Consider the following 22,260-nt stretch of genomic DNA (forward strand, 5'->3'; position numbering starts at 1 on the left):
CATGGAGCTCGTCGTGGGACGCGTCGTCAAATCGCACGGCGTCCGCGGCGAACTGGTGGTGGAGGTTCGCACCGATTCACCCGAGGAGCGATTCGCCGTCGGGACCCGACTCGTCGGGCGGGTCGGTCGGGGCGATCGGGCCACCGACCGCGACGTCACCATCGAAGCCGCCCGGCAGCATTCCGGGCGGCTTCTGGTGCGTCTGGAAGGCGTCGGCGATCGGGACACCGCGGACGCACTCCGCGGCATGCTGCTGCTCGTCGACTCAGATGCGCTGGAGGATCCGGAGGACCCGGACGAGTACCACGACCATCAACTGGTGGGACTGCGGGTACTCGACACCTCGGGTGCCACCCTCGGCGAGGTGACCGAGATCGTGCACACCGCGGCCGGCGAACTCCTGGCCATCCGGCTGGCCGACGGAGGCGATGCACTGGTCCCGTTCGTCTCCGAGATGGTCCCCGAGGTGGACGTCGTCGCGCGGACGTGCGTCATCGACCCGCCGGAGGGGCTGCTCGACCTGGGGACGTCGTGACCGCTCTCCCCGATGGTGGGGACGGGCCGCTCATGCACCTCGACGTCATCACGGTCTTCCCCGAGTACCTCGCTCCGCTGCAGTTGGCGTTGATCGGTCGGGCCGCCGACCGGGGCATAGTCGACGTCGCCGTTCACGACCTCCGGGGCTGGACCCACGACGTCCACAAGTCGGTCGACGACACCCCGTTCGGCGGTGGGCCGGGCATGGTCATGCGCCCGACGGTGTGGGGCGAAGCGCTGGACGACCTCGTGCCGCCGCCGGGGACGGCGATGAGCGAGCAGGGGGACGGTCAGACCCGCCCACTCCTGATAGTCCCGACGCCCGCCGGACGACCGTTCTCCCAGGCTGACGCGCACCGCTACGCCCGTCGACGCCACCTGCTGTTCGCGTGTGGTCGCTACGAGGGCATAGACCAGCGCGTGGTCGACGAGGCGTCCACGCGGATGGACGTCGAGGAGGTCAGCATCGGCGACTACGTCCTCATCGGGGGCGAGGTGGCGGTGCTCGTCATCGCCGAGGCCGTCATCCGCCTCCTACCCGGGGTGCTGGGGAACCGGCGCAGCCATGAGGAGGACTCCTTCTCCGACGGTCTACTCGAGGGCCCCAGTTTCACCCGGCCCGAGGTGTGGCGCGACCGGCCGGTGCCCGAAGTCCTCAAGAGTGGCGATCACGCCAGGATCGCGCGGTGGCGCCGGGACGAGTCGCTGAGGCGGACCGCCGAGCGGCGGCCGGACCTCCTCGGCCTGGCCGAGCTCGACACGGCGGACCGAGCGACGCTCTCGGCCATCGGTTGGGTTCCCCCGTCCGACTGATTTGGGTCGGCTGCGACGGGGATGGCACACTAGCGAGGTTGACCTTCCGGGCACCCCGCGTGCCTGAGGACGGTCGCGCTGATCCGGGGCACGAACCGGTCGTCCCGCCTGTGGGCGGGCGCCAGGGTCCTCTGTCCTCATTCCTGACATGCAAGGAACACAATGAACACTCTCGACTTCATCGACAACAAGTCACTCCGCGACGACATCCCGGATTTCCGGCCCGGCGACACGCTCGACGTGCACGTCAAGGTCATCGAGGGCTCGAAGGAGCGCGTCCAGGTCTTCAAGGGCGTCGTGATCCGTCGCCAGGGCGGCGGTGTCCGCGAGACCTTCACCGTCCGCAAGGTCTCGTTCGGCGTCGGCGTCGAGCGCACGTTCCCCGTGCACTCGCCCACGATCGACCGCATCGACGTCCTCGTCCGCGGCGATGTGCGTCGCGCGAAGCTGTACTACCTGCGTGCACTCCGTGGCAAGGCCGCGAAGATCAAGGAGAAGCGCTGACCGTGTAGAGCGGGTCGGGCTCGGCCGCCGTCGGCGGTGCGGGATCGACTACGCTCATCCGGGTGAGCAGCACCGATACGCCTGGACATGACGCCGCCGAGCCGGGGTCCCGTAACGACGGGGCCCCGGCTCGCGGCGTCGAGAAGAAGGGCCAGCCCTGGTACATCGAGATCCCGCTACTGGTGGTGATCGCACTGGTCCTGGTGTTCGTCTTCCAGACGTTCGTCGGACGGGTGTACCAGATCCCGTCGGAGTCCATGGAACCCACGCTGCACGGCTGCGCGGGCTGCACGGGTGACCGGATTTTCGTCGACAAGATCACCTACCGCTTCGGCGACCCCGAGCCCGGGGACGTGGTGGTCTTCGAGGGTCCCGACTCGTGGAACGAGGGGTACCAGTCCATCCGGTCGGACAACGAGGTCATCAGGACCCTGCAGAACATCGGCGGTGTGATCGGCATCGTCCCACCCGATCAGAACGACATGGTCAAGCGCGTCGTCGCGGTGGGGGGCCAGACCGTCGGGGGCTGCTCCCCGGATGGTGCACTGCTCGTCGACGGTCAGCCGCTGGACGAGCCGTACCTCAATGAGGCCCCCTCGCCGGCCGGGAACCCGCTCAATTGTGCCTTCGGACCGGTCACGGTCCCCGAGGGCAACTACTGGGTGATGGGGGACAACCGCGGCAACTCCGCGGACTCCCGCTTCCACATGGGTGACGAGTTCCAGGGAACCGTGCCCGAGGAGAACATCATCGGCAAGGTCCGGGCGATCATCCTCCCGTTCAGCCGGATCGGGACGGTGTCCTCCCCGGATATCAACGCGGGGTGAGCCCGGCGCGACCGCAGCGGCCGCGGGGAGTCGCCCTTCCCGGCCGGGTCCGGGTGACCCGTCGCGACGGCCGCCTGGCGTTGGAGGCAGCCCTCGCCCGTCGAGGTCTCGGCCCGGTCGCCGGTGTGGACGAGGCAGGACGCGGTTCCTGTGCGGGCCCACTGGTGGTGGCGGCCTGCGTGTTGGGGGACCGGCTCCACCCCGACCTGGCAGACCTGGATGACTCGAAGAAGCTCACGGCCGCCACCCGTGAGCGACTGCACGACGTCATCCTGCGCAGGGCGTCGGCGGTGAGTGTGGTGGTGATCGAGCCGGACCGGATCGACATGCGCGGGATCCACCGGTGCAACCTGGAGGGGATGCGCCGGGCGGTCGCCGCCCTCGACCCGGCACCCGGTTTCGTGCTGACCGACGGCTTCGCGGTCGACGGGCTCGGATGTCAGTCCACGTCCGTGATCGGGGGTGATGCAGTGGTCGCATCCATCGCCGCCGCGAGTGTCCTCGCGAAGGTCACGCGGGATCGGATTATGGTGGACCTCGACTCGCGGTACCCGGGGTACGGTTTCGCCGCCCACAAGGGGTACAGCACCGTGAGTCACGCCAGGGCGATCGAGCAGCTCGGTCCCAGCGGCATCCATCGGATGTCGTACGCCAACGTCCGTCGCGCCGCGCAGGCGCATTCGAGGAGCAGCACGAGATGAGCGCCGAGGATCTGGAGAACTACGAGACCGAGATGGAGCTCTCGCTCTACCGCGAGTACCGCGACATCGTCGGCCAGTTCACCTACGTCGTCGAGACGGAGCGGCGCTTCTACCTCGCCAACGCCGTCGAGCTGATACCCCGGTCCGCGGACGGTGAGGTCTACTTCGACGTGAGGATGTCCGACGCGTGGGTGTGGGACATGTACCGACCTGCACGTTTCGTCAAGTACGTTCGGGTGCTGACCTTCAAGGACGTCAACATCGAGGAACTCGACAAGCCTGAACTGCGGCTCCCGGAGTAGCACCCGGCCCCCGTTCTCCACAGCCCGCGCCGCTTCCACAGGGCGCCCCCGGCCCGATCCGCGACCAGCGGGTCGGGCCGTGTCCGTCCGGCAGGGTGAGCCCCGGCGGGCCCGGACGGACCGGGCGGCCGGGGAGGGCTGGCGATGACGGGGGACGAGGCGGTGGGCGGCGAGGCGGCCGGGGGCGGTGTGGATCCCCGCCGACGGACGGGGCGACTCGGTGAGGACCACGCTGCGGGGTTGATGAAGGCCCGGGGTGGAGTGGTCATCAGCCGGAACTGGCGGTGCCGGGCCGGCGAGCTCGACCTGGTGGTGCTGGACGCCGCGGGGCGACTGCGATTCGTCGAGGTCCGGGCGCGCACGGGGACGGGCTTCGGCACCCCCGCCGAGTCGGTGACCCCGGACAAGCAACGGCGTCTGCGGCGGTTGGCCGCCCACTGGCTCTCGGAGAACCCGGGCCGGTGGCGCCAGGTCTGCTTCGACGTGGTGGGCGTGGACCTGGCGGACCCGACTCGGCCCCGTCTCGAGCTGTTCGAGGACGTGCTGTAGCCGTGGCGCTCGGTCGGACGTGGGCTGTCACACTGCAGGGAGTCGGTGGACAGCTGGTGGAGGTCGAGGCCGACGTGGGCCGCGGGTTGCCCGGGGTCAGCATCGTGGGGTTGCCGGACTCGGCGGTGTTGCAGGCGCGGGAGCGGATGCGGGCCGCCGTGATCAACAGTGGTTTGACCTGGCCGTCGGGCAAGGTCGTGCTGTCCCTGTCCCCGGCGGCGTTGCCGAAGAGGGGCTCGGGGTTCGACCTGTCGCTCGCGGTGGGCACGTTGACCGCGTCAGGGGAGCTGCCCGGGGCGGGCTTCGACGGCACCCTGCTGGTGGGTGAGCTGGCGTTGGACGGTCGGGTCCGGTCGGTGCGCGGGGTGCTGCCCGCCGTGCTCGCGGCGCGGGACGCCGGACTGTCCCGGGCGATCGTCCCCGCCGCGAACCTCGCGGAGGCCCGGCTGGTCAGCGGTATCGACACCGCGGGGGTCGACTCACTCGCGATGCTCGCGTCATGGTGCCGGGGCCGGGGAGCCCTGGTCACGGACGCCCCGGAGGTCCGCGCCGTGGGCGCGCGGTCCCACACCGACCTGGCGGAGGTGCACGGGCAGGACGATTGTCGGCGGGCTGTCGAGGTGGCTGCCGCCGGGGGGCACGCCGTGCTCCTGCGCGGGGCTCCCGGGACCGGCAAGACCATGCTGGCCCGGCGGCTACCGGGGTTGCTGCCTGATCTGGGGGAGCGGGACGCACTCGAGGCGACGGCCATCCACTCGGTGATGGGACGGCTCGCGGCGCGGGATCCGCTGCTACGTCGCCCGCCGTTCGTGGCTCCCCACCACTCGGCGTCGGTGGCCGCCCTCGTCGGCGGCGGCAACAACGTCGCACGCCCGGGGGCGGTGACGCTGGCGCATCGCGGGGTGCTGTTCCTCGATGAGTGCGCCGAGTTCCCCGGCCGGGTCCTGGACAGCCTCCGCACTCCGCTCGAGGACGGCGAGGTACGGATCGCCAGGCGCGACGGCATTTCCGTCTTCCCGGCCCGATTCCAGCTGGTGCTGGCGGCGAACGACTGCCCGTGTGGCAGTGCACGGCCCGATGCCTGTACGTGCACCCCCGATGCCCGACGGCGCTACGGACGGTCGCTGACCGGGCCGTTGCGCGACCGGATCGACATCGCCGCACGGACGCTGCCGCTCGGGTCCGGGCTGTTCGCCGTGGACGAGGGTGAGGACACCGCCGCGGTACGGACGAGGGTGTCGACGGCGAGGGCGGCCGCCGCCGAGAGGTGGGCGGGTTGCCCGGAGGCCGCCGGTGCGCGGGCGAACGCCGAGGTCCCCGGCCGCGTCCTGCGATCCGTATGGGGGCTCGATCGTCGGGCGCTGCACCCCCTGGACCGGGCACTGGCACACGGGGTGTTGTCACCCCGCGGGGTCGACCGGTGTCTGCGCCTCGCGTGGACGGTCGCCGACCTGGACGGGGCCACAGTGCCGGGGGAGCCGCACGTGGCGGAGGCGCTCGTGCTGAGAGGGGAGGAGTGATGCCGGTGGAACGGGAGCAGGGATCGGTGGTGTCGTCGGAGGTGCGCGCGGCCTACGCCTACCTGGGCGCGGTGACCGAGCGCCCGACCGCGCAGCTGTGGGACCTGGTGGACTCGGTGGGGCCGGTGAGGGCACGGGAGCTGATCCGCGCCGGTCGGGCCGGCGACGCGGTGGCGGCCCAGACCGCGGCACGGCGGGACCTCGTCGACGGGGAGCGGCTGCTCGAGGCAGCCCACGAGGTGGACGCCCGGCTCCTCGTGCCCGGTGACCCGGGTTGGCCGGGGTTCGCCCTCGAACCCCTGGACCGTCCACGCGGACGACGCCGCGCCGGGACGGGCGGGGTGCCCACCGCGTTGCGCCCGCTTGGGCTGTGGTGGCGTGGCCCCGCAGACCCGGGCCGGGTGCTGGGCAGGTCGGTCGCTCTCGTCGGGACCAGGGCGCCGACTCCGTACGGGAGGGCGGTGACCGCCGACCTGGGTGCCGGGGTGTCCGCCGAGGGGTTCACGGTCGTCTCGGGTGGGGCCTTCGGGATCGATGCAGCAGCGCACCGCGCCGTCCTCGGGGTTCGCGGCACCACGATCGCGGTCCTCGCCGGTGGCGTGGATCGGCTCTACCCGCGCGGGAACGACGCGATGCTGCGCGAGATCGCGGAGACCGGCGCGGTGATCTCCGCACAGCCCCCCGGGACCGGGGTGACGCGGTATCGCTTCCTCGACCGGAACCGGATCATCGCGGCGTTGACCGGCGCCTCCGTGGTGGTGGAGGCGGCTGCCCGGAGCGGTGCGCTGAGCACGGCGGCGTGGGCCACCGCGCTGGACCGCCCTGTCGGCGCGGTACCGGGGCCGGTCACGTCGGTCGCGTCGGTCGGGTGTCACCTGCTGCTCCGGGAGCGGGGTGCGGTGCTGGTCTCTCGGACGTCGGACGTGGTCGAGCTCGCAGGTCGGATGGGGGAGACGGCGCCGCCCCCCAGGGGTGAGCCCGGCGCGTGGGACGGGCTGGACGACGCGACCAGGCGGATCCTCGAGGCGCTGCCCACCTCGGGTGGCGCCGAGCCCGCCGAGATCGCGGCCTCGGCGGGAATCGCACCCGTCACGGCGAGGGCCGTCCTCGGCCGGCTCCTGGCCTCCGGGGCGGCCGTACGGGGCCCGGAGGGGTGGCGCAGGTGCCGGGATGGCGGGGTGCAGATGAGTTTCCCCGTGTCGTGACCCCATCGCCCGGCCCGGCTGGCCCGGCCCGGCTGGCCCGGCCCGGCTGGTCTGGCCCGGCTGGTCCGGCCCGACGTGCTTGCGCCGGCCCGACGCGAGGGCGACAATTGGTACCCATGGGACCGGTGAGCATGTCTGAGGATGATGGGGACACTCGGTCCGAGCCGTTCGGGGGCGTGGTCGACGACTTCGCGGACTACCTGCGCACCGGTCGCTCCCGGTCCGAGGCGACGGTCCGCTCCTACCGCTCCGACGTCCGCGGCCTGCTCGCCCACCTCGCCCGGGACACCGACGGACCCTCCACCGCGGCGGACCTGCGCGGGGCACTCACCCTCCCCGCCCTACGCGGGTGGCTCGCCGCCCAGGTCGGTGCGGGGGCCGCCAGGTCGACCGTCGCCCGCCGTGTCGCGGCAGCCCGATCCTTCAGCGGGTGGGCCGCACGGACCGGCCTCGTACCGACCGATGTCGCGGCCCGGCTCGAGGCGCCCCGCGCCCGTCGCCATCTGCCCGAGGTGCTCGACCTCGACCAGGCGGCCGAGACGATCCGTACCACCGAGCTCGGCGCGGCCGAGGGGGACCCGATCGCCCTGCGCGACCGGCTGGTCGTGGAACTGCTGTACTCCTGCGGTATCCGGGTCGCCGAACTGTGCGGGCTCGACGTGGACGACGTCGACACCGAGCGTCGCCTGCTGCGGGTGGTGGGCAAGGGCGACCGGGAGCGCGCCGTCCCGTACGGCCCGCCCGCGGACCGGGCACTGCGTGCCTGGCTCGACGGCGGCCGCCCGGCGTTGGCCACCGCCCGGTCCGGCCCGTCCCTGTTGCTCGGGGCGCGCGGGGGGCGACTCGACCCCCGGGCCGCGCGGCGGATCGTCAACGAGGTCACCGCGGCCACGCCGGGCGCCCCCCGGGTCTCGCCCCACGCGCTGAGGCACAGTTCGGCGACACATCTGCTGGAGGGCGGCGCGGACCTGCGGCACGTACAGGAGCTCCTCGGGCACTCCACCCCGGCGACCACCCAGATCTACACGCACGTCTCGGCGGACCGCCTCCGGGCCGCCTACCGCGGAGCCCACCCCCGCGCCTGAGCGGGGAGTGCGGCCCGGGCGTCAGCCGGCTCCGTCTCCGGGACGTGTGGGCTTGAGGCGGATCGGCCGTTCGGAGTCCGCGAGCAGTGACAGCGGATCGACGTAGTCGTCGTCGTCACCGGACGGGTCACCCGACATCACACGCGCGCCCCAGTGCAGGCACGCTTCGACCGGACACCCGGGGTGGCCGGCGAGGAGCCGGCCCACCTCCACACCCTCGATGACGGGATCTCCGGCCCGGACAGTGGCGCGCACCGGTTCGTACGTGGTGCGCACGCCGCCACCGTGGTCGATCGACAGGACCGGTCGCCCTCCGACGGCCCCCGCGAACAGGACCGTGCCGTCCGCGGGCGCGCGGACCGACGCGAGCACCGTGCCGGCCAGATCCACCCCGCGGTGCCCCGGGAGCCATCGCTGGGCGGGCGGATCGAACGGGGTCGACACGGAGACCGGACCCGGCAGGGGGCTGCTCATGCCCGCCCGTGACCCGACCGGCGCGGCGTCGGCCACGGGGCCGACGGCGAGGACCCCCGCGGCCAGGCCGGCGCAGGCGCGGTTGCGGAGCCGGCGGCGACCGACCCGGAGTGACTGCATACCGCGAGTCCACCGCACGCACCCCGCGTTCGCCACGGGAGATCGGCACCTGTGGACGGAATGGACGACCATCCCCAGACCAGACGTGCACCGGCACTCCCGGGAGCCCCCGCGCACGGGCGGAGCCACGACCGCGGTGCGCGGTGCCCGGATACCGGTCGGTTGGGCCGCCTTGGAGGGGCGCGCCGGAGGGGTTATGCTTCCGGTGCGGTCGACTCTGCGTCGATCGACTTCGCGTGTCCTGCGGCAGCCCGGTTCCCGGGAGTCGCATCCGGGCCCCGGGGCTACGAGCCCCGGCCCCCCGGACGCCGGACCAGCAGGTGCCCCCGCCCGACGGGGGTCCGGCCCGGCGCGGACACCAGGGCCCGCGGCCACCCGGCTCGAGGGCGAAACCCGATACACAGAAAGCGAGGACGAGGGCCTCGCGGTCCGGCTGCTTCCAAGCCGGACGAGCCCTCAACCCATCATGGCAGTCATCTCCATGAAGCAGCTGCTCGACGCAGGTGCCCACTTCGGCCACCAGACCCGCCGCTGGAACCCGAAGATGCGTCGGTTCATCTTCACCGACCGCAACGGCATCTACATCATCGACCTGCAGCAGACCCTGACGTACATCGACCAGGCGTACGAGTTCGTCAAGGAGTCCGTCGCCCACGGCGGCACCGTCCTGTTCGTCGGCACCAAGAAGCAGGCCCAGGAGGCCATCGCCGAGGAGGCCGCCAAGGTCGGCATGCCGTACGTCAACCAGCGTTGGCTGGGTGGCATGCTCACCAACTTCCAGACCGTGCACCAGCGGCTCGTCCGCCTCAAGGAGCTCGAGTCCATGGAGCAGTCGGGCGGATTCGAGGGTCGCACCAAGAAGGAAATCCTCATGCTCACGCGTGAGAAGAACAAGCTCGAGCGCACGCTCGGCGGTATGCGTGACATGAGCAAGGTCCCCTCCGTGGTGTGGGTCGTCGACACCAACAAGGAGCACATCGCCGTCGGCGAGGCCCGCAAGCTGAACATCCCCGTCGTCGCGCTGCTCGACACCAACTGTGATCCGGACGTCGTCGACTACCCGATCCCGGCGAACGACGACGCCATCCGCTCGGTCACCGTGTTGACCCGCGTCATCGCCTCCGCCGTCGCGGAGGGCCTCAAGGCCCGCTCGCAGGCCGGCAAGGCCACCGGCGAAGAGGCCGAGCCGCTCGCCGAGTGGGAGACCGAGCAGCTGGACCAGGTCACCGGCGCCGCCACGGCAGAGGGTGCCGAGGCACCCGCCGAGGTCACCGGCACCGAGTCCCCCGTGGCCGAGGCCCCCGAGGCCGACGCCCAGGAGATCGCGGCCGCCACCTCCGAGGCGCCGGCCACCGAGGCCTGATCCTCACCACCAGCTCGAGCACCGTCGGGCCCGGCCGCCCACGATCCCCACGGGGATCATCCGGGGGCCGGGCCCGAGGTGTCGGAGGCGGTGGGCGGACCATCCACCGACGCCCCGGCGTCTAGGGTGGAGGCGATCGCCCGCCGACCGACTCTTCAACACTTTTCCGACAGATCACGAACCCCTTTAAGGAGGGTCGCCCCACCATGGCGAACTACACCGCTGCCGACGTCAAGCGTCTGCGTGAGCTCACCGGCTCCGGGATGATGGACTGCAAGAAGGCTCTGGAGGAGACCGACGGCGACTTCGACAAGGCCGTCGAGGTGCTGCGCATCAAGGGCGCCAAGGACGTGGGCAAGCGCGCCGAGCGCACCACGGCCGAGGGCCTGGTCGCCATCAAGGACGGCGTCATGATCGAGCTCAACTCCGAGACCGACTTCGTCGCCAAGAGCGCCGAGTTCATCGCACTGGCCGACAAGATCGTCGAGGTCGCCGCGGCCCAGAGCATCTCCGACCTCGACGCGCTGAACGCCGCCGAGCTCGACGGCACCACTGTGGCCGACTCGGTCGTCTCCTTCTCCGCCAAGTCCGGCGAGAAGCTCGTCCTGCGCCGTGTGGGCAAGCTCGACGGTCCCGTGGCCGTCTACCTCCACAAGCGTTCCTCCGACCTGCCGCCCGCCGTCGGCGTCATGGTCGCCTACTCCGGTGAGGGCGAGGCCGCCGAGGCCGCCGCGCGCTCCGCCGCGATGCAGGTCGCCGCTCTGAAGGCCCAGTACGTGTCCCGCGAGGAGGTGCCCGCCGACATCGTCGCCAAGGAGCGCGAGATCGCCGAGGCCACCGCCCGCGAGGAGGGCAAGCCCGAGCAGGCGCTGCAGAAGATCGTCGAGGGTCGCCTCAACGGCTTCTACAAGGACGTCTGCCTGCTCGACCAGCCGTCGGTGACCGACAACAAGAAGACCGTCGGTGCGCTGCTGGACGAAGCCGGTGCCACGGTCTCGGCCTTCCTGCGGTTCGAGGTCGGCCAGGCCTGACCACGGCCCGAACCCGCCGTGGCGGGTTCCCGAACGATGGCGGTACCCGGTACTCCGGGTACCGCCGTCGGCGTTCGTACGGCCGGGTGTGCCCGTACCCGGCGGGCTGGAGTGTGGCGGCCGTGGCGATAGGGCAGAATGAACCCGGTCCCACCACGGACCACACGCCGCTCCGGCCAATCGACGTCGGGGGTGTGAACGCGCGCGACACGGGCTGGATCCGCCCGGGACGAGGAGAGGGATGACCGACCCGCGGGACGGCTACAAACGTGTGATGCTCAAGCTCGGCGGCGAGATGTTCGGCGGCGGCGGCGTGGGGATCGACCCGGACGTCGTGCAGTCCGTCGCCCGGCAGATCGCCGATGTGTCCCGGACGGGGGCGCAGATCGCGATCGTGATCGGTGGAGGCAACTTCTTCCGGGGTGCTCAGCTGCAGCAGCGCGGACTCGACCGGGCGCGTAGCGACTACATGGGGATGCTCGGCACCGTCATGAACTGTCTGGCCCTGCAGGACTTCCTCGAGCAGGAGGGGGTGTCGACGCGGGTCCAGACCGCCATCCACATGGGGCAGGTCGCGGAGCCGTACATCCCCCTACGCGCCGAACGGCATCTGGAGAAGGGACGCGTCGTGATCTTCGGGGCCGGGATGGGCATGCCCTACTTCTCGACCGATACCACCGCAGCCCAGCGTGCACTGGAGATCAAGGCCGACGTGCTGCTCATGGCCAAGGCGGTGGACGGCGTCTACACGGACGACCCCCGTACTAATCCCGACGCCGAGCTCTTCAGCCGGATCGAGCACCGCGAATGCCTCGAGCGGGGCCTGAAGGTAGCTGATGCCACGGCGTTCAGCCTCTGCATGGACAACGACATGCCCATCCTCGTGTTCAACCTCCTCACCGAGGGCAACATCGCGCGCGCCGTCGCCGGTGAGCAGATCGGGACGCTGGTGGCCAGCACGGCCTGACACGTCCTCGACCCGACCACCGACACCGACCCCAACGAAAAGGGACAGACATGATCGACGACACTCTGCTCGAGGCCGAGGACAAGATGGAGAAGGCGATCGAGCACGTTCGCGACGAGCTCTCCGCCATCCGCACCGGCCGCGCCAACCCGGGCATGTTCAACCGCGTGTTCTGTGAGTACTACGGGAGCATGACTCCCATCACCCAGATGGCGACCATCTCGGCACCCGAGCCGCGCATGCTCATCATCAAGCCGTACGAGATGTCGCAGATCGGTCCGATCGAGAACGCCATCCGCAACTCGGATCTGGGCGTCAACCCGACCAACGACGGCCAGGTCCTCCGCGTGACCGTGCCGCAGCTCACCGAGGAACGGCGTCGCGATCTGGTCAAGCAGGCCAAGGCCAAGGCCGAGGACGGACGCATCGCGGTCCGTGGCGTCCGGCGCAAGGCGATGGACGAGCTCAAGCGGATCGACAAGGACGGCGAGGCCGGCGAGGACGAGGTCAACGCCGCGGAGAAGGAGCTGGACAAGCTCACCCAGCGATTCGTCGGCGAGGTGGACGAACTCGTCAAGGCCAAGGAAGGCGACCTGATGGAGGTCTGACCTCCGCGACACCCATCACCCGAGAACCGAGGAGTATGCCGTGGACCCCGCACCCCAGGGCCCGCCCGGGCCCACCGCCGCGGCCGCCGCACCTCCGTCGCGCGCCGGCCGTGACCTGACCCGGGCGATCCCGGTCGGGGTCGGCCTGGGCGCGCTCGTGATCGCCAGTATCGCCTTCACCCCCCGCGCGTGGTATCTGGTCGCCGCCGGCGCCGTCGCCGTCGGCACCTGGGAGGTCTTCAAACGCCTACGGCAGGCCCGGTTCGCGCTTCCCCTGTTCCCGCTGCTCGCAGGCGGGCAGGCCATGGTCTGGGCGGGTTACCTCAACGGGGCGGAAGGCGCGTTCGCCGCGTTCGCCGTCACCGGCGTGGTCGTCCTGGTCTGGCGTCTGCTCATGGCCGGTCTGACCACCGCACCGAAGAACTACATGCGCGACGTGTCGGTCGCGGTGTTCGTGTTGGTGTGGATCGCCGTTCCGGGAGCCCTCGGCGCGATGCTGTCGGACGGTGACTACGGCGCGCAACGGGTCGTGGCCCTCATCCTGCTGGTCGTGTGCTCCGACGTCGGGGGGTACGTGGCGGGGGTGCTCTTCGGTAAGCACCCCATGGCCCCGGCGATCAGCCCCAAGAAGTCCTGGGAGGGATTCGCCGGGTCGATCCTGTTCGCCACGGTCGGTGGCGCACTCGTGGTCGCCCTGCTCTTCGACGACAGCATCTGGAAGGGCCTGTTGCTCGGCGTCCTGACGGTCTTCACCGCGACGCTGGGCGATCTGGTGGAATCCCAGGTGAAGCGGGACCTCGGCATCAAGGACATGGGTACGCTCCTGCCGGGGCACGGCGGATTCATGGACCGCCTCGACTCCGTGCTGCCCACCGCGGTGGTCGTCTGGGTCATCTTCACCTACGTCGTGCCGACCTGAGTCGTCGACCACCTCCGTTGGCACGGGTGACGTCGGCACGGGGCGAAGCCGCGGAGTGAGCGGACCCTCCGACCCGCGCCGGGGGTCGCGCGTCAGTGTCGGGCGGTCAGTTTGCGCGCCTTGCGTGCGCGCATCCGCAGCTGGAGGATCCGGAAACCCGCGAACAGCGCCATGATCAACGCGCCGGCGATCGCGGCGAAGAGGATCAGTACCCCCAGCGGGAGGGTGAACTCCAGCCCGAGAAAACGGAGATCGGTCGAGGTCGTGTTCTGCGCGATGAAGATCAGCAGCAGGATGGTGACGAGCGCACCCAGGACCAGGCCCACCCACGCGGAGCCCAGCAGTCCGCCCGAGGAATCGGTGAGGGGATCGTGCTCATGAGTGCGTGTCGCAGGGCGTGAGTCGTCGGCGGGAACGAGCGTGGAGTCCGCGTGGGTGTCCTCGAGGGGGATCTCGTCGCGACCCTCGACGGGGGCGGCGTGACGACGGTCGGTCGGGTCGTGTGATCGCTGTACCATACCTGGACTGTATGCGCTGGCGGCGACGGACGGCACCGCTCGCGATGTGTTGCGGTCGCCCGTTTCTGACACAATGGCCGCATCATGGCTGAACCTCTCCCGCTCGTTTTTGACGCCCCCCGCCGAGGGCTGCCCCCTCGTCACTTCGCCGACCTCGACGCCGACGGTCGCGAGGCGGCGATGGGTGAGCTCGGAGTTCCCGCATTCCGCGGCAAGCAGCTGGCCAACCAGTACTTCGGGCGCCTCGAGGCGGACACCCGCGAGATGACCGACCTGCCGGCCGGCCTGCGGGAGAAGGTCGGAGAAGAACTGTTCCCCTCGCTGACCTCGTCGCTACGACACGTCACCACCGACGAGGGCACCACGCGTAAGACCCTGTGGAAACTGCACGACGGTTCGTTGGTCGAGAGCGTTCTCATGCGCTACCCCGACCGGGCGACCGTGTGCATCTCGAGTCAGGCCGGCTGCGGGATGGCGTGCCCCTTCTGCGCGACGGGGCAGGGCGGTCTGCAACGCAACCTCTCGGCAGCCGAGATCCTGGAGCAGGTCAGGGTCGCCGCCCGCGCCATGCGCGACGGTGAGATCCCGGGCGGGCCGGGGCGACTGTCCAACGTCGTGTTCATGGGCATGGGGGAGCCGCTCGCCAACTACAAGCGCGTCATGACCGCCGTGCGAGGCATCATCGCCCCGCCGCCGTCGGGATTCGGTCTGTCGCAACGCGCGGTCACCGTGTCGACGGTGGGCCTGGTCCCCGCCATCCACAAGCTGGCCGAGGAGGGGCTCCAGGTCACCCTGGCGGTGTCCTTGCACACCCCGGACGACGAACTCCGGGACACCCTGGTGCCCGTCAACAACCGGTGGCCGGTCTCCGAGGTCATGGACGCGGCCCGTCACTACGCCGATGCCACGGGGCGGCGGGTGTCCATCGAGTACGCGTTGATCCGTGACGTCAATGATCAGACCTGGCGGGGCGAGATGCTCGGTCGACTGCTCGCCCAGCGTCTCGGGCCCATGGCGCACGTGAACCTCATCCCGCTCAACCCGACGCCGGGCAGCGAGTGGGACGCCAGCCCCCGCCATCAGCAGGACGCCTTCGTCGCCGCCGTGCGCGCGGCCGGGGTCTCGTGCACGGTGCGCGACACCCGCGGCCAGGAGATCGACGCGGCGTGTGGTCAGCTCGCGGCCGAGGGGTGAGCGCGGGGGAGTGAGCGCTGGGGAGTGACCACTGGCGAGTGACCACTGGGCCACCCACTGAGAGCTACGGACGACGAGAAGGGCCGCCACCACTCCATCGAGTGGTGGCGGCCCTTCTCGGGTCGACCGGGGTCAGTGCCTGGCCGGCGCCCGGCCCTGCGGGTTCCGGGCGGCCTCGGCCCCTACGTGACCCGAGGCGGCGGCGCCGACCACCGCGTAGTGGTCCGAGGAGACCTCGAAGACACGGTTCCGCTTGAGGGTGTCGTCCTTCTTGGGTCGCAGCGACAGGAACATCCAGATCGCGAGGAACACGGCGACCGCCACCAGCCAGATGTCCTCCACCCGTCCGATGTGGTTGCCGAACAGCATGGCCAACAGGAACAGGACGAAGAAGCCGCCCGTGACGAGGCCGACCTTCCTGCTGTGCTGGTGCCAGCCCCACTCGACCGAGGGCTCGTCGCGGGTGCTGATCCCGTCGACGACGATCTCCTTGCTGGTGTGGTGCCCGTCCGCGCTCATGCTCCCCGGTTCTCCTCACGGCTCGCTGGCAGCCCTGCGGGCCGCCGACATCGTGTCCAGTTTGTCACACGCCCTCCGGCGGTCGACGGGTAACCCGCCGGTCCCCGCCACACCGGGGGCCACTGATGCGGCACCAGTCGCCTCCGGCGTGGACAATGGCGGTGTGACCACGCGCGTTCTCGTCCTCGGCAGTACCGGCTCCATCGGTACCCAGGCTCTCGAGGTGACCTCGGAGGCCGGGCCCGGCCGTTTCGAGGTCGTCGGTCTGGCGGCCGGCGGTGGCCGGGTCGATCTCCTGGCGGAGCAGATCCGCCGGACCGGCGTCCGGTTCGTCGCCGTGTCCGACCCGGCCGCGGCCGAGCGGATCCGGTCGGCGTTCCCGGAGGCGACGGTTCTCGACGGTCCCGGGGCCGCCACCGAGCTCGTGGGGGCGGTGGAGGCCGACGTGGTGCTCAACGGCATCGACGGGTCCATCGGCCTCGGTCCCACTCTGGCCGCATTGCGCACGGGTGCGCGACTGGCGTTGGCCAACAAGGAGTCACTCGTGGCCGGGGGCGCTCTCGTCACCGGCGCCGCGGCCCCGGGACAACTCATCCCCGTCGACTCCGAGCACTCCGCGATGGCGCAGTGTCTGCGGACGGGGACGGCCGACGAGGTGGCGTCGCTGGTGTTGACCGCGTCCGGCGGGCCCTTCCGGGGCCGTACCCGGGCCGAACTGGCAGGTGTCACCGCGGAGCAGGCGCTGCAGCACCCCACGTGGGCGATGGGCAGGATGATCACCCTGAACTCGGCGACGCTGGTGAACAAGTCCCTGGAGCTCATCGAGGCGCACCTGCTGTTCGGGGTCCCCTACGACCGGATCGACGTGACCGTCCACCCCCAGTCGGTCGTGCACTCGGCGGTGACGTTCGTCGACGGCGCGACCGTGGCCAAGGCCTCGCCGCCGTCGATGAAGCTGCCGATCGCGTTGGCTCTGGGGTGGCCGTCGCGGATCCCCGGGGCGTCGACCCCGTTGGACTTCTCGCAGGCACACACCTGGACGTTCGAGCCGGTGGACTCCGAGACGTTCCCGGCGATCTCGGTGGCGCGGGCGGCGGGCGAGGCGGGGGGCCTGCGGACCGCGGTGTTCAACGCGGCCAACGAGGAGGCCGCCCCGGCGTTCCTGGACGGCCGGATCGGGTTCACCAGCATTGTCGACGTCGTGGCGGAGACCGTGGGGGCAGCCGATCAGTGGTCGTCCGATCCCCGGGATCCGGATGACGTCGCGGCGGCGGAGTCCTGGGCGCGGCGGCACGCCGCAGCCCTCGTCACGAGCCTGGAGGGCTGAGCCGTGTTGGTGTTCGGGATCGTGCTGTTCGCCCTGGGGATCATGGTGTCCATCGTGCTGCACGAATACGGCCACATGCGGGTCGCGCTGTGGTCGGGGATGCGGGTCCGTCGGTTCTTCGTCGGGTTCGGCCCCACTCTGTGGTCCGTCCGGCGTGGTGGGATCGAGTACGGGCTCAAGGCGATCCCGCTCGGCGGGTTCTGTGACATCGCGGGGATGACCGCGTACGACGAGCTGTCCCCGGAGGACGAGCCGAGGGCGATGTGGCGCCAGGCGTGGTGGAAGCGCGTCGCGGTGTTGCTGGCCGGGCCCTTCATGAACGTCGTCCTGGCGATCGCGTTGTTCTACACGGTCGCCCTCGGTTGGGGCCTGGTGAACCGGGACGTCCAGCCGATCCCCACCGACCGCGTCGCGGCCGTCGTCGGGGACACCTGCGCGGGGGCGGACCGGTGCGGGACCGGGGTGGGTCCGGCCGGCGAGGCGGGGATCCTGCCGGGCGACCGGATCACGTCGGTCGACGGCGTCCCGGTGGCCAGTTGGGACGACCTGTCCACCGTGGTCTCGGCGCGGCCCGGTGAGACCGTGCCGGTGGCGGTGGAACGCGACGGGGAGACGATCACGACGACGACGACGTTGACGTCAACGGGCGTGGACGGCGAGCAGCGGGGTGCGCTCGGGGTCCGACTCTCGGAGGACGGGATCCCCCGGGAGATCCTCGATGATCCGGCCTATCAGACCGTCAACACCTACGACGCCCTCAGCGCGGTGCCCGCGACCTTCGTCTTCACCGGGGAGATGGTCGAGGCGACCGTCGATGGGCTGATCTCGTTCCCGGCCAAGATCCCGGCGGTGGCCGCGTCGATCTTCGGGGGCGAGCGGGCGGACGACTCCCCGGTGTCCGTGGTGGGGGCCAGCTACATCGGCGGGCAGGCGGTCGAGCAGGGCCTGTGGAGCCTGTTCCTCCTGTTCCTGGCCGGCCTCAACCTGTTCCTGGGGGCGTTCAACCTCGTGCCCCTGACCCCGTTCGACGGCGGCCACATCGCGGTGGTGTTCTACGAGAAGATCCGCGACGCCGTCCGCCGGCTTCGCGGCCTCGCGCCGGGCGGCCCGGCGGACTACGAAAAGCTGGCGCCACTGACGATGGGGGTGTTCGTACTCCTCATCGGCGTCTCCGCGATCGTGATCACCGCCGACTTCGTCAACCCGATCCTGCTGCCCGGCTGAGCCGGGCGCACACCCACCTCGCACCCGCGCCCGGTTACCCGGATAATGGGACGCGGGACCTGCGAGCACCCGGCTGGCAGCCCCTACGGAAGGCCTGAAGTGAACGACTCATCCTCGATCCCAGTGGGACTGGGCATGCCCGACGGCCCGCCGCCGGTCCTCGCGCCCCGGCGCACGACCCGGCAGCTGTTCGTGGGCCAGGTGGGCGTGGGCAGTGATCATCCGGTCTCGGTCCAGTCCATGACCACCACCAAGACCCACGACGTCAACTCCACCCTCCAGCAGATCGCCGAGCTCACGGCGTCCGGGTGCGACATCGTCCGCGTGGCGTGTCCCCGGCAGGAGGACGCCGACGCGCTGGAGACCATCGCGCGCAAGTCCCCGATCCCCGTGATCGCGGACATCCACTTCCAGCCCAAGTACATCTTCGCGGCGATCGATGCCGGGTGTGCCGCGGTGCGCGTCAACCCGGGCAACATCAAGGAGTTCGACGGACGCGTCAAGGAGGTCGCCAAGGCCGCCGGTGACGCGGGCATCCCCATCCGCATCGGTGTCAACGCCGGGTCGCTGGACCCGCGCCTCTTGGCCAAGTACGGCAAGGCGACCCCGGAGGCGCTCGTCGAGTCGGCGATGTGGGAGGCCTCGTTGTTCGAGGAACACGGCTTCGGCGACATCAAGATCTCGGTCAAGCACAACGACCCGGTGATCATGGTCGAGGCCTACCGCCGGCTCGCCGCGCAGACCGATTACCCGTTGCACCTCGGCGTGACCGAGGCCGGGCCCGCGTTCCAGGGCACGATCAAGTCGGCCGTGGCGTTCGGTGCACTGCTCTCCGAGGGGATCGGCGACACCATCCGGGTCTCCCTCTCCGCCCCGCCGGTGGAGGAGATCAAGGTCGGTACGCAGATCCTGCAGTCGCTGAACCTGCGTCCGCGCAAGCTCGAGATCGTCTCGTGCCCGTCGTGTGGCCGCGCCCAGGTGGACGTGTACAAGCTCGCCGACGAGGTCACGGCCGGACTCGAGGGGATGAGCGTCCCTTTGCGGGTGGCCGTCATGGGCTGCGTCGTCAACGGGCCCGGCGAGGCCCGTGAGGCCGATCTGGGTGTCGCGTCCGGAAACGGCAAGGGCCAGATCTTCGTCAAGGGCGAGGTCATCAAGACCGTGCCGGAGGCGATGATCGTGGAGACCCTCATCGAGGAGGCCATGCGGATCGCCGAGGAGATGGGCGAGCCCGTGGGAGACGCCGCCGAGGGCCAGGGGCCCCAGGTCAAGGTCACGCGATAGACCGTGACCGACACGGCTGCCCCGGAGGCCGGGCTCGGCGGGTGCCGGGCGGTCGGTCGGGGAGAGTCGCGGGCGCTTCTCGCCGTGCTCGCCGCCGACCCGTTGGTGTCCGCGCCGGCGGCGGAGAAGTTCGCCTCGTCGGGTGTGGCCGCCGGCGCGGACGGACGGTTCCTCACCTTGGGCGGGCCTGAGCGGTCTCTCGCGTTCGTCGGCAGTTCGGTGTTGCCGCTCCGGGGGGACGCCGCTGATCAGCGCGCTCTCGGTGACGCGGTGGCCCGACTGGGACTCGGGCCCATGTCGGTGCACGGTCGGCGCGACCTGGTCGCCGGCATGTGGCCGGCGCTGCGTGGACGTTGGGGCGAGGCCCGGGAGTACCGGGCGCACCAGTTCCTCATGGCGCTCGAGGGCCCGCTCGATCCGGCGCTCGTCCTGGACGGGATCCGGCCCGCGACCTTGGAGGAGTTCGAACCGGTGCTCGCCGCCGCCGCGGCGATGTACCGCGAGGAACTGCGCGCCGACCCGTTCGCAGTGGGCTCCGGGATACCGTTTCGTCGCCGCGTGGCGCGGTCCCTCGCGCGGAGGAGGACCTGGGTGGGGATCGACGACGGCGAGGTGGTCTTCAAGGCCGATGTCGCCGCGATCTCCACGGAGGTCGCCCAGATTCAGGGCGTATGGGTCCACCGCGACCGGAGGGGTGCCGGGCTGGGGTCCGGCGGTACCGCCTCGGTGTGCGCCGCCCTCCGCTCACGCGGGCTTCGACCTTCTCTGGTGGTGAACGGGTCCAACGGCGCGGCGCGCGCCGCTTATCGGCGGGTGGGCATGGTCGACTGCGTCGACTACGCGACGGTCCTGCTGTGAGTCGGCTCGCAGCGCCACCCCGGGCGGGGTGGCGTCGGCCCGCCGACTGCGGGATCGGCGGCGCCTGTGGAAAAGTGGAGCACAGTCAGACTGCGGACCCCGGAAGGTGCGAACCGATGACAGACAGTGCGGCAGTGCGCGCCGTGGGCAACGTTCTCCGGGGGAGGGCCGTGTGAGTACCCCGATGACAGCACCTGTCACCCCGGAACCCGCGAGCATGACGGCACCCGCGGCTGTATCGGCGCCGGCGGCCGCGACGGGGCCGGCGGTGGTGGCGTCGGCGCCCACGACGGGCCCGGCACCGGGCGCGGCGACCAGCCCGGATTTCCGATCGCAGCGGTCGGCCGACCGCGCCATGCGGCGTCTGCTCGGCGTCCGGGGCGTCGACCGCGAGGCCGGCTCCGGCGCCCACCGTGCATTCCGGATCTCGGTGATGGTCTCGGCCGTTCGGTGCCTCATCACCTACCTCGCGATCCCGATTCTCGTGCCGCTGCTCAGCCTGTCCGGCTGGGTCGCGGCGCCCGTCGGTCTCGCGTTGTGTGTGGTCGCCGTGGTGAACGGTGTGGTCAGCGTCCGCCGGTTCTGGGCGTCCGACCACGCCAAGCGCTGGATGTACACCGGCTTCATGGCGGTCGTGTTCGCGATCCTCGCCGTGGCGATGGTCTCCGAGTTCCACCGTCTGGGGGTGATCTGATGGATCCGCGACAGGACTCCGACCCCGGTGTGGACACCGCGGCTGACGAGACCGACCCGGTGATGCCCGACGATTCCGGCCCGCCCGAGAACCGCGAACCCGGCCAGTCGTCCGCGGACGTGATCACGATGTGCCTGTTCGGGGCGATGGTGCTCATCGCCTCCGTGTGCTTCGTCATCTGGTGACCGGACCGGGGCGACCGGTCGCGCCGGGCGGGCCTATCCTGGGGGCATGACCACCTCCACCCGTCAGCCTCTCGTCCCAGGCGAACCCACCCCGATCCGGACCGTTCCCGAGTCGATCCCCCGGCCGGAGTACGTCTGGCGCGACAGCGTCGACGAGGCCAACGGGGAGGCGTGGGTTCAGCCGGCTGAGGTCATCGACGCGATGCGCGTGGCCTCCAGGCTGGCCGCGGACGCTCTCGTGCTCGCTGGCGAGGCGGTCGCGCCCGGCGTGACGACCGACGAGATCGACCGGGTCGTACACGAGTTCCTGTGCGACAACGGGGCGTACCCGTCGACCCTGGGGTACAAGTCGTTCCCCAAGTCGAGCTGTGTCTCGCTCAACGAGGTGATCTGCCACGGCATCCCCGATACCACGGTGATCCGTGACGGGGACATCGTCAACGTCGACGTCACGGCGTTCATCCACGGCGTCCACGGTGACACCAACGCGACGTTCCTGGCCGGGGATGTCAGCGAGGAGGTCAGACTCCTGGTCGAGCGCACCGAAGAGGCGATGAACCGGGGGATCAGGGCCATCCGACCCGGGCGCGAGGTCAACGTCATCGGGCGGGTCATCGAATCCTATGCCCGACGCTTCGACTACACGGTCGTGCGGGAGTTCACCGGCCACGGTGTCGGCCCGACCTTCCACAACGGTCTGGTCGTGCTCCACTACGACGAGCCGTCCCGGACCGAGGTCCTCGAGCCGGGTATGACGTTGACCGTCGAACCGATGATCTCCCTCGGCGGGCCGGGGTTCGACGTCTGGGACGACGACTGGACCGTGACCACGGCCGACAAGGCGTGGACCGCCCAGTTCGAGCACACCGTCGTCGTCACCGAGGACGGGTACGAGATCCTCACCCTGCCGTCCGGCTCCTGAGCGCGTCCGG

26 protein-coding genes are annotated in these 22,260 nt (G+C 70.9%); 23 read left to right on the plus strand and 3 right to left on the minus strand.

Annotated features, from left to right (window positions below; translation table 11 throughout):
* Position 1 precedes the first annotated feature (1 nt).
* The 10 genes from rimM (at position 2) to AYO52_RS12105 (ending at position 8,043) form a co-directional block, all read left to right on the plus strand.
* The gene (rimM, locus tag AYO52_RS12060) at positions 2-535 is read left to right on the plus strand and encodes a ribosome maturation factor RimM (protein ID WP_067717598.1); all 534 of its coding nucleotides are present in this window, start codon (positions 2-4) and stop codon (positions 533-535) included.
* A gap of 32 nt (positions 536-567) precedes the next feature.
* Positions 568-1,350, plus strand: coding sequence for a tRNA (guanosine(37)-N1)-methyltransferase TrmD (gene trmD / locus AYO52_RS12065; protein ID WP_067717991.1), 783 nt, complete (start codon positions 568-570; stop codon positions 1,348-1,350).
* A gap of 162 nt (positions 1,351-1,512) precedes the next feature.
* Positions 1,513-1,854 (plus strand): 50S ribosomal protein L19, encoded by a 342-nt coding sequence (gene rplS / locus AYO52_RS12070; RefSeq protein WP_067717600.1) that lies wholly within the window; start codon positions 1,513-1,515, stop codon positions 1,852-1,854.
* Positions 1,855-1,916: 62 nt separating this feature from the next.
* Complete coding sequence (gene lepB, locus AYO52_RS12075) at positions 1,917-2,681, plus strand: signal peptidase I (RefSeq protein WP_067717603.1); 765 nt, start codon at positions 1,917-1,919, stop codon at positions 2,679-2,681.
* Positions 2,678-3,382 carry a ribonuclease HII gene (locus AYO52_RS12080; RefSeq protein ID WP_067717606.1) on the plus strand — a complete coding sequence of 235 codons (705 nt, stop codon included), beginning with the start codon at positions 2,678-2,680 and terminating at the stop codon, positions 3,380-3,382. Before lepB ends, AYO52_RS12080 begins: the two co-directional genes overlap by 4 nt.
* Entirely contained in the window at positions 3,379-3,684 is a 306-nt protein-coding gene (locus AYO52_RS12085; RefSeq protein ID WP_007632861.1) for a DUF2469 domain-containing protein, read from the plus strand. The genes AYO52_RS12080 and AYO52_RS12085 overlap by 4 nt, the downstream gene beginning before the upstream one ends.
* A 144-nt stretch (positions 3,685-3,828) precedes the next feature.
* Positions 3,829-4,233: a YraN family protein gene (locus AYO52_RS12090; protein ID WP_082923974.1), complete on the plus strand. Its 405-nt coding sequence runs from the start codon at positions 3,829-3,831 to the stop codon at positions 4,231-4,233.
* A gap of 2 nt (positions 4,234-4,235) precedes the next feature.
* Positions 4,236-5,753: a YifB family Mg chelatase-like AAA ATPase gene (locus AYO52_RS12095; RefSeq protein ID WP_067717609.1), complete on the plus strand. Its 1,518-nt coding sequence runs from the start codon at positions 4,236-4,238 to the stop codon at positions 5,751-5,753.
* On the plus strand, positions 5,753-6,958 hold the full coding sequence (dprA, locus tag AYO52_RS12100; RefSeq protein ID WP_082923975.1) for a DNA-processing protein DprA: 1,206 nt from the start codon (positions 5,753-5,755) through the stop codon (positions 6,956-6,958). The genes AYO52_RS12095 and dprA overlap by 1 nt, the downstream gene beginning before the upstream one ends.
* Positions 6,959-7,089: 131 nt before the next feature.
* Positions 7,090-8,043, plus strand: coding sequence for a tyrosine recombinase XerC (locus AYO52_RS12105; protein WP_067717999.1), 954 nt, complete (start codon positions 7,090-7,092; stop codon positions 8,041-8,043).
* 21 nt (positions 8,044-8,064) lie between these two features.
* Here the strand turns inward: AYO52_RS12105 and AYO52_RS12110 are convergent, their stop codons facing one another.
* Positions 8,065-8,517: a M23 family metallopeptidase gene (locus AYO52_RS12110; RefSeq protein WP_082923993.1), complete on the minus strand. Its 453-nt coding sequence runs from the start codon at positions 8,515-8,517 to the stop codon at positions 8,065-8,067.
* A 586-nt stretch (positions 8,518-9,103) separates the two neighbouring features.
* Here AYO52_RS12110 and rpsB point away from each other — a divergent pair.
* The 5 genes from rpsB to AYO52_RS12135 all read left to right on the plus strand — a co-directional run bounded on the left by rpsB (position 9,104) and on the right by AYO52_RS12135 (position 13,525).
* On the plus strand, positions 9,104-10,000 hold the full coding sequence (gene rpsB, locus AYO52_RS12115) for a 30S ribosomal protein S2 (protein WP_067717612.1): 897 nt from the start codon (positions 9,104-9,106) through the stop codon (positions 9,998-10,000).
* A gap of 206 nt (positions 10,001-10,206) precedes the next feature.
* Positions 10,207-11,031 (plus strand): translation elongation factor Ts, encoded by an 825-nt coding sequence (tsf, locus tag AYO52_RS12120; RefSeq protein WP_067717615.1) that lies wholly within the window; start codon positions 10,207-10,209, stop codon positions 11,029-11,031.
* A gap of 241 nt (positions 11,032-11,272) precedes the next feature.
* Positions 11,273-11,998 (plus strand): UMP kinase, encoded by a 726-nt coding sequence (gene pyrH / locus AYO52_RS12125; RefSeq protein WP_067717617.1) that lies wholly within the window; start codon positions 11,273-11,275, stop codon positions 11,996-11,998.
* A 50-nt stretch (positions 11,999-12,048) separates the two neighbouring features.
* Complete coding sequence (gene frr / locus AYO52_RS12130; protein ID WP_067717618.1) at positions 12,049-12,606, plus strand: ribosome recycling factor; 558 nt, start codon at positions 12,049-12,051, stop codon at positions 12,604-12,606.
* 40 nt (positions 12,607-12,646) lie between these two features.
* Entirely contained in the window at positions 12,647-13,525 is an 879-nt protein-coding gene (locus tag AYO52_RS12135) for a phosphatidate cytidylyltransferase (RefSeq protein ID WP_067717620.1), read from the plus strand.
* 92 nt (positions 13,526-13,617) lie between these two features.
* Here AYO52_RS12135 and AYO52_RS12140 read toward each other — a convergent pair whose 3' ends face one another.
* The gene (locus tag AYO52_RS12140) at positions 13,618-14,043 is read right to left on the minus strand and encodes a lipopolysaccharide assembly LapA domain-containing protein (protein WP_067717623.1); all 426 of its coding nucleotides are present in this window, start codon (positions 14,041-14,043) and stop codon (positions 13,618-13,620) included.
* A gap of 84 nt (positions 14,044-14,127) precedes the next feature.
* Here AYO52_RS12140 and rlmN point away from each other — a divergent pair, with 84 nt between their 5' ends.
* Positions 14,128-15,237 carry a 23S rRNA (adenine(2503)-C(2))-methyltransferase RlmN gene (gene rlmN, locus AYO52_RS12145; RefSeq protein ID WP_067717626.1) on the plus strand — a complete coding sequence of 370 codons (1,110 nt, stop codon included), beginning with the start codon at positions 14,128-14,130 and terminating at the stop codon, positions 15,235-15,237.
* A 132-nt stretch (positions 15,238-15,369) separates the two neighbouring features.
* Here rlmN and AYO52_RS12150 read toward each other — a convergent pair whose 3' ends face one another.
* Positions 15,370-15,756 carry a DUF2631 domain-containing protein gene (locus tag AYO52_RS12150; RefSeq protein WP_067717628.1) on the minus strand — a complete coding sequence of 129 codons (387 nt, stop codon included), beginning with the start codon at positions 15,754-15,756 and terminating at the stop codon, positions 15,370-15,372.
* A 163-nt stretch (positions 15,757-15,919) separates the two neighbouring features.
* On the opposite strand from AYO52_RS12150, the gene dxr reads away from it, so the two are divergent.
* From dxr to map, 7 genes are all read left to right on the plus strand, one after another.
* Positions 15,920-17,083 carry a 1-deoxy-D-xylulose-5-phosphate reductoisomerase gene (gene dxr / locus AYO52_RS12155; RefSeq protein WP_067717630.1) on the plus strand — a complete coding sequence of 388 codons (1,164 nt, stop codon included), beginning with the start codon at positions 15,920-15,922 and terminating at the stop codon, positions 17,081-17,083.
* A 3-nt stretch (positions 17,084-17,086) separates the two neighbouring features.
* Positions 17,087-18,307 (plus strand): RIP metalloprotease, encoded by a 1,221-nt coding sequence (locus AYO52_RS12160; RefSeq protein WP_082923977.1) that lies wholly within the window; start codon positions 17,087-17,089, stop codon positions 18,305-18,307.
* Between the two features lie 135 nt (positions 18,308-18,442).
* Entirely contained in the window at positions 18,443-19,591 is a 1,149-nt protein-coding gene (ispG, locus tag AYO52_RS12165; RefSeq protein WP_082923994.1) for a flavodoxin-dependent (E)-4-hydroxy-3-methylbut-2-enyl-diphosphate synthase, read from the plus strand.
* Between the two features lie 3 nt (positions 19,592-19,594).
* The gene (locus AYO52_RS12170) at positions 19,595-20,449 is read left to right on the plus strand and encodes a GNAT family N-acetyltransferase (protein WP_067717636.1); all 855 of its coding nucleotides are present in this window, start codon (positions 19,595-19,597) and stop codon (positions 20,447-20,449) included.
* A 217-nt stretch (positions 20,450-20,666) separates the two neighbouring features.
* Positions 20,667-21,143 carry a hypothetical protein gene (locus tag AYO52_RS12175; RefSeq protein ID WP_253702116.1) on the plus strand — a complete coding sequence of 159 codons (477 nt, stop codon included), beginning with the start codon at positions 20,667-20,669 and terminating at the stop codon, positions 21,141-21,143.
* Positions 21,143-21,328 carry a hypothetical protein gene (locus AYO52_RS12180; protein WP_067717644.1) on the plus strand — a complete coding sequence of 62 codons (186 nt, stop codon included), beginning with the start codon at positions 21,143-21,145 and terminating at the stop codon, positions 21,326-21,328. The genes AYO52_RS12175 and AYO52_RS12180 overlap by 1 nt, the downstream gene beginning before the upstream one ends.
* Positions 21,329-21,374: 46 nt before the next feature.
* Complete coding sequence (gene map, locus AYO52_RS12185; RefSeq protein ID WP_067717647.1) at positions 21,375-22,250, plus strand: type I methionyl aminopeptidase; 876 nt, start codon at positions 21,375-21,377, stop codon at positions 22,248-22,250.
* Positions 22,251-22,260 lie beyond the last annotated feature (10 nt).

The organism is Dietzia sp. 111N12-1, from assembly GCF_001658045.1.
Lineage (GTDB): Bacteria > Actinomycetota > Actinomycetes > Mycobacteriales > Mycobacteriaceae > Dietzia > Dietzia kunjamensis.

Excerpts from the sequence above, each read along its gene's own strand:
- map (WP_067717647.1), top strand. The coding sequence starts at position 21,375 with ATGACCACCTCCACCCGTCAGCCTCTCGTCCCAGGCGAACCCACCCCG.
- rlmN (WP_067717626.1), top strand. The coding sequence starts at position 14,128 with ATGGCTGAACCTCTCCCGCTCGTTTTTGACGCCCCCCGCCGAGGGCTG.
- trmD (WP_067717991.1), top strand. The coding sequence starts at position 568 with ATGCACCTCGACGTCATCACGGTCTTCCCCGAGTACCTCGCTCCGCTG.
- pyrH (WP_067717617.1), top strand. The coding sequence starts at position 11,273 with ATGACCGACCCGCGGGACGGCTACAAACGTGTGATGCTCAAGCTCGGC.
- AYO52_RS12105 (WP_067717999.1), top strand. The coding sequence starts at position 7,090 with ATGTCTGAGGATGATGGGGACACTCGGTCCGAGCCGTTCGGGGGCGTG.
- AYO52_RS12175 (WP_253702116.1), top strand. The coding sequence starts at position 20,667 with ATGACGGCACCCGCGGCTGTATCGGCGCCGGCGGCCGCGACGGGGCCG.
- AYO52_RS12150 (WP_067717628.1), bottom strand. The coding sequence starts at position 15,756 with ATGAGCGCGGACGGGCACCACACCAGCAAGGAGATCGTCGTCGACGGG.
- dprA (WP_082923975.1), top strand. The coding sequence starts at position 5,753 with ATGCCGGTGGAACGGGAGCAGGGATCGGTGGTGTCGTCGGAGGTGCGC.
- tsf (WP_067717615.1), top strand. The coding sequence starts at position 10,207 with ATGGCGAACTACACCGCTGCCGACGTCAAGCGTCTGCGTGAGCTCACC.
- AYO52_RS12085 (WP_007632861.1), top strand. The coding sequence starts at position 3,379 with ATGAGCGCCGAGGATCTGGAGAACTACGAGACCGAGATGGAGCTCTCG.
- AYO52_RS12110 (WP_082923993.1), bottom strand. The coding sequence starts at position 8,517 with ATGAGCAGCCCCCTGCCGGGTCCGGTCTCCGTGTCGACCCCGTTCGAT.
- frr (WP_067717618.1), top strand. The coding sequence starts at position 12,049 with ATGATCGACGACACTCTGCTCGAGGCCGAGGACAAGATGGAGAAGGCG.
- AYO52_RS12180 (WP_067717644.1), top strand. The coding sequence starts at position 21,143 with ATGGATCCGCGACAGGACTCCGACCCCGGTGTGGACACCGCGGCTGAC.
- AYO52_RS12090 (WP_082923974.1), top strand. The coding sequence starts at position 3,829 with ATGACGGGGGACGAGGCGGTGGGCGGCGAGGCGGCCGGGGGCGGTGTG.
- ispG (WP_082923994.1), top strand. The coding sequence starts at position 18,443 with ATGCCCGACGGCCCGCCGCCGGTCCTCGCGCCCCGGCGCACGACCCGG.
- rplS (WP_067717600.1), top strand. The coding sequence starts at position 1,513 with ATGAACACTCTCGACTTCATCGACAACAAGTCACTCCGCGACGACATC.
- rimM (WP_067717598.1), top strand. The coding sequence starts at position 2 with ATGGAGCTCGTCGTGGGACGCGTCGTCAAATCGCACGGCGTCCGCGGC.
- rpsB (WP_067717612.1), top strand. The coding sequence starts at position 9,104 with ATGGCAGTCATCTCCATGAAGCAGCTGCTCGACGCAGGTGCCCACTTC.
- AYO52_RS12140 (WP_067717623.1), bottom strand. The coding sequence starts at position 14,043 with ATGGTACAGCGATCACACGACCCGACCGACCGTCGTCACGCCGCCCCC.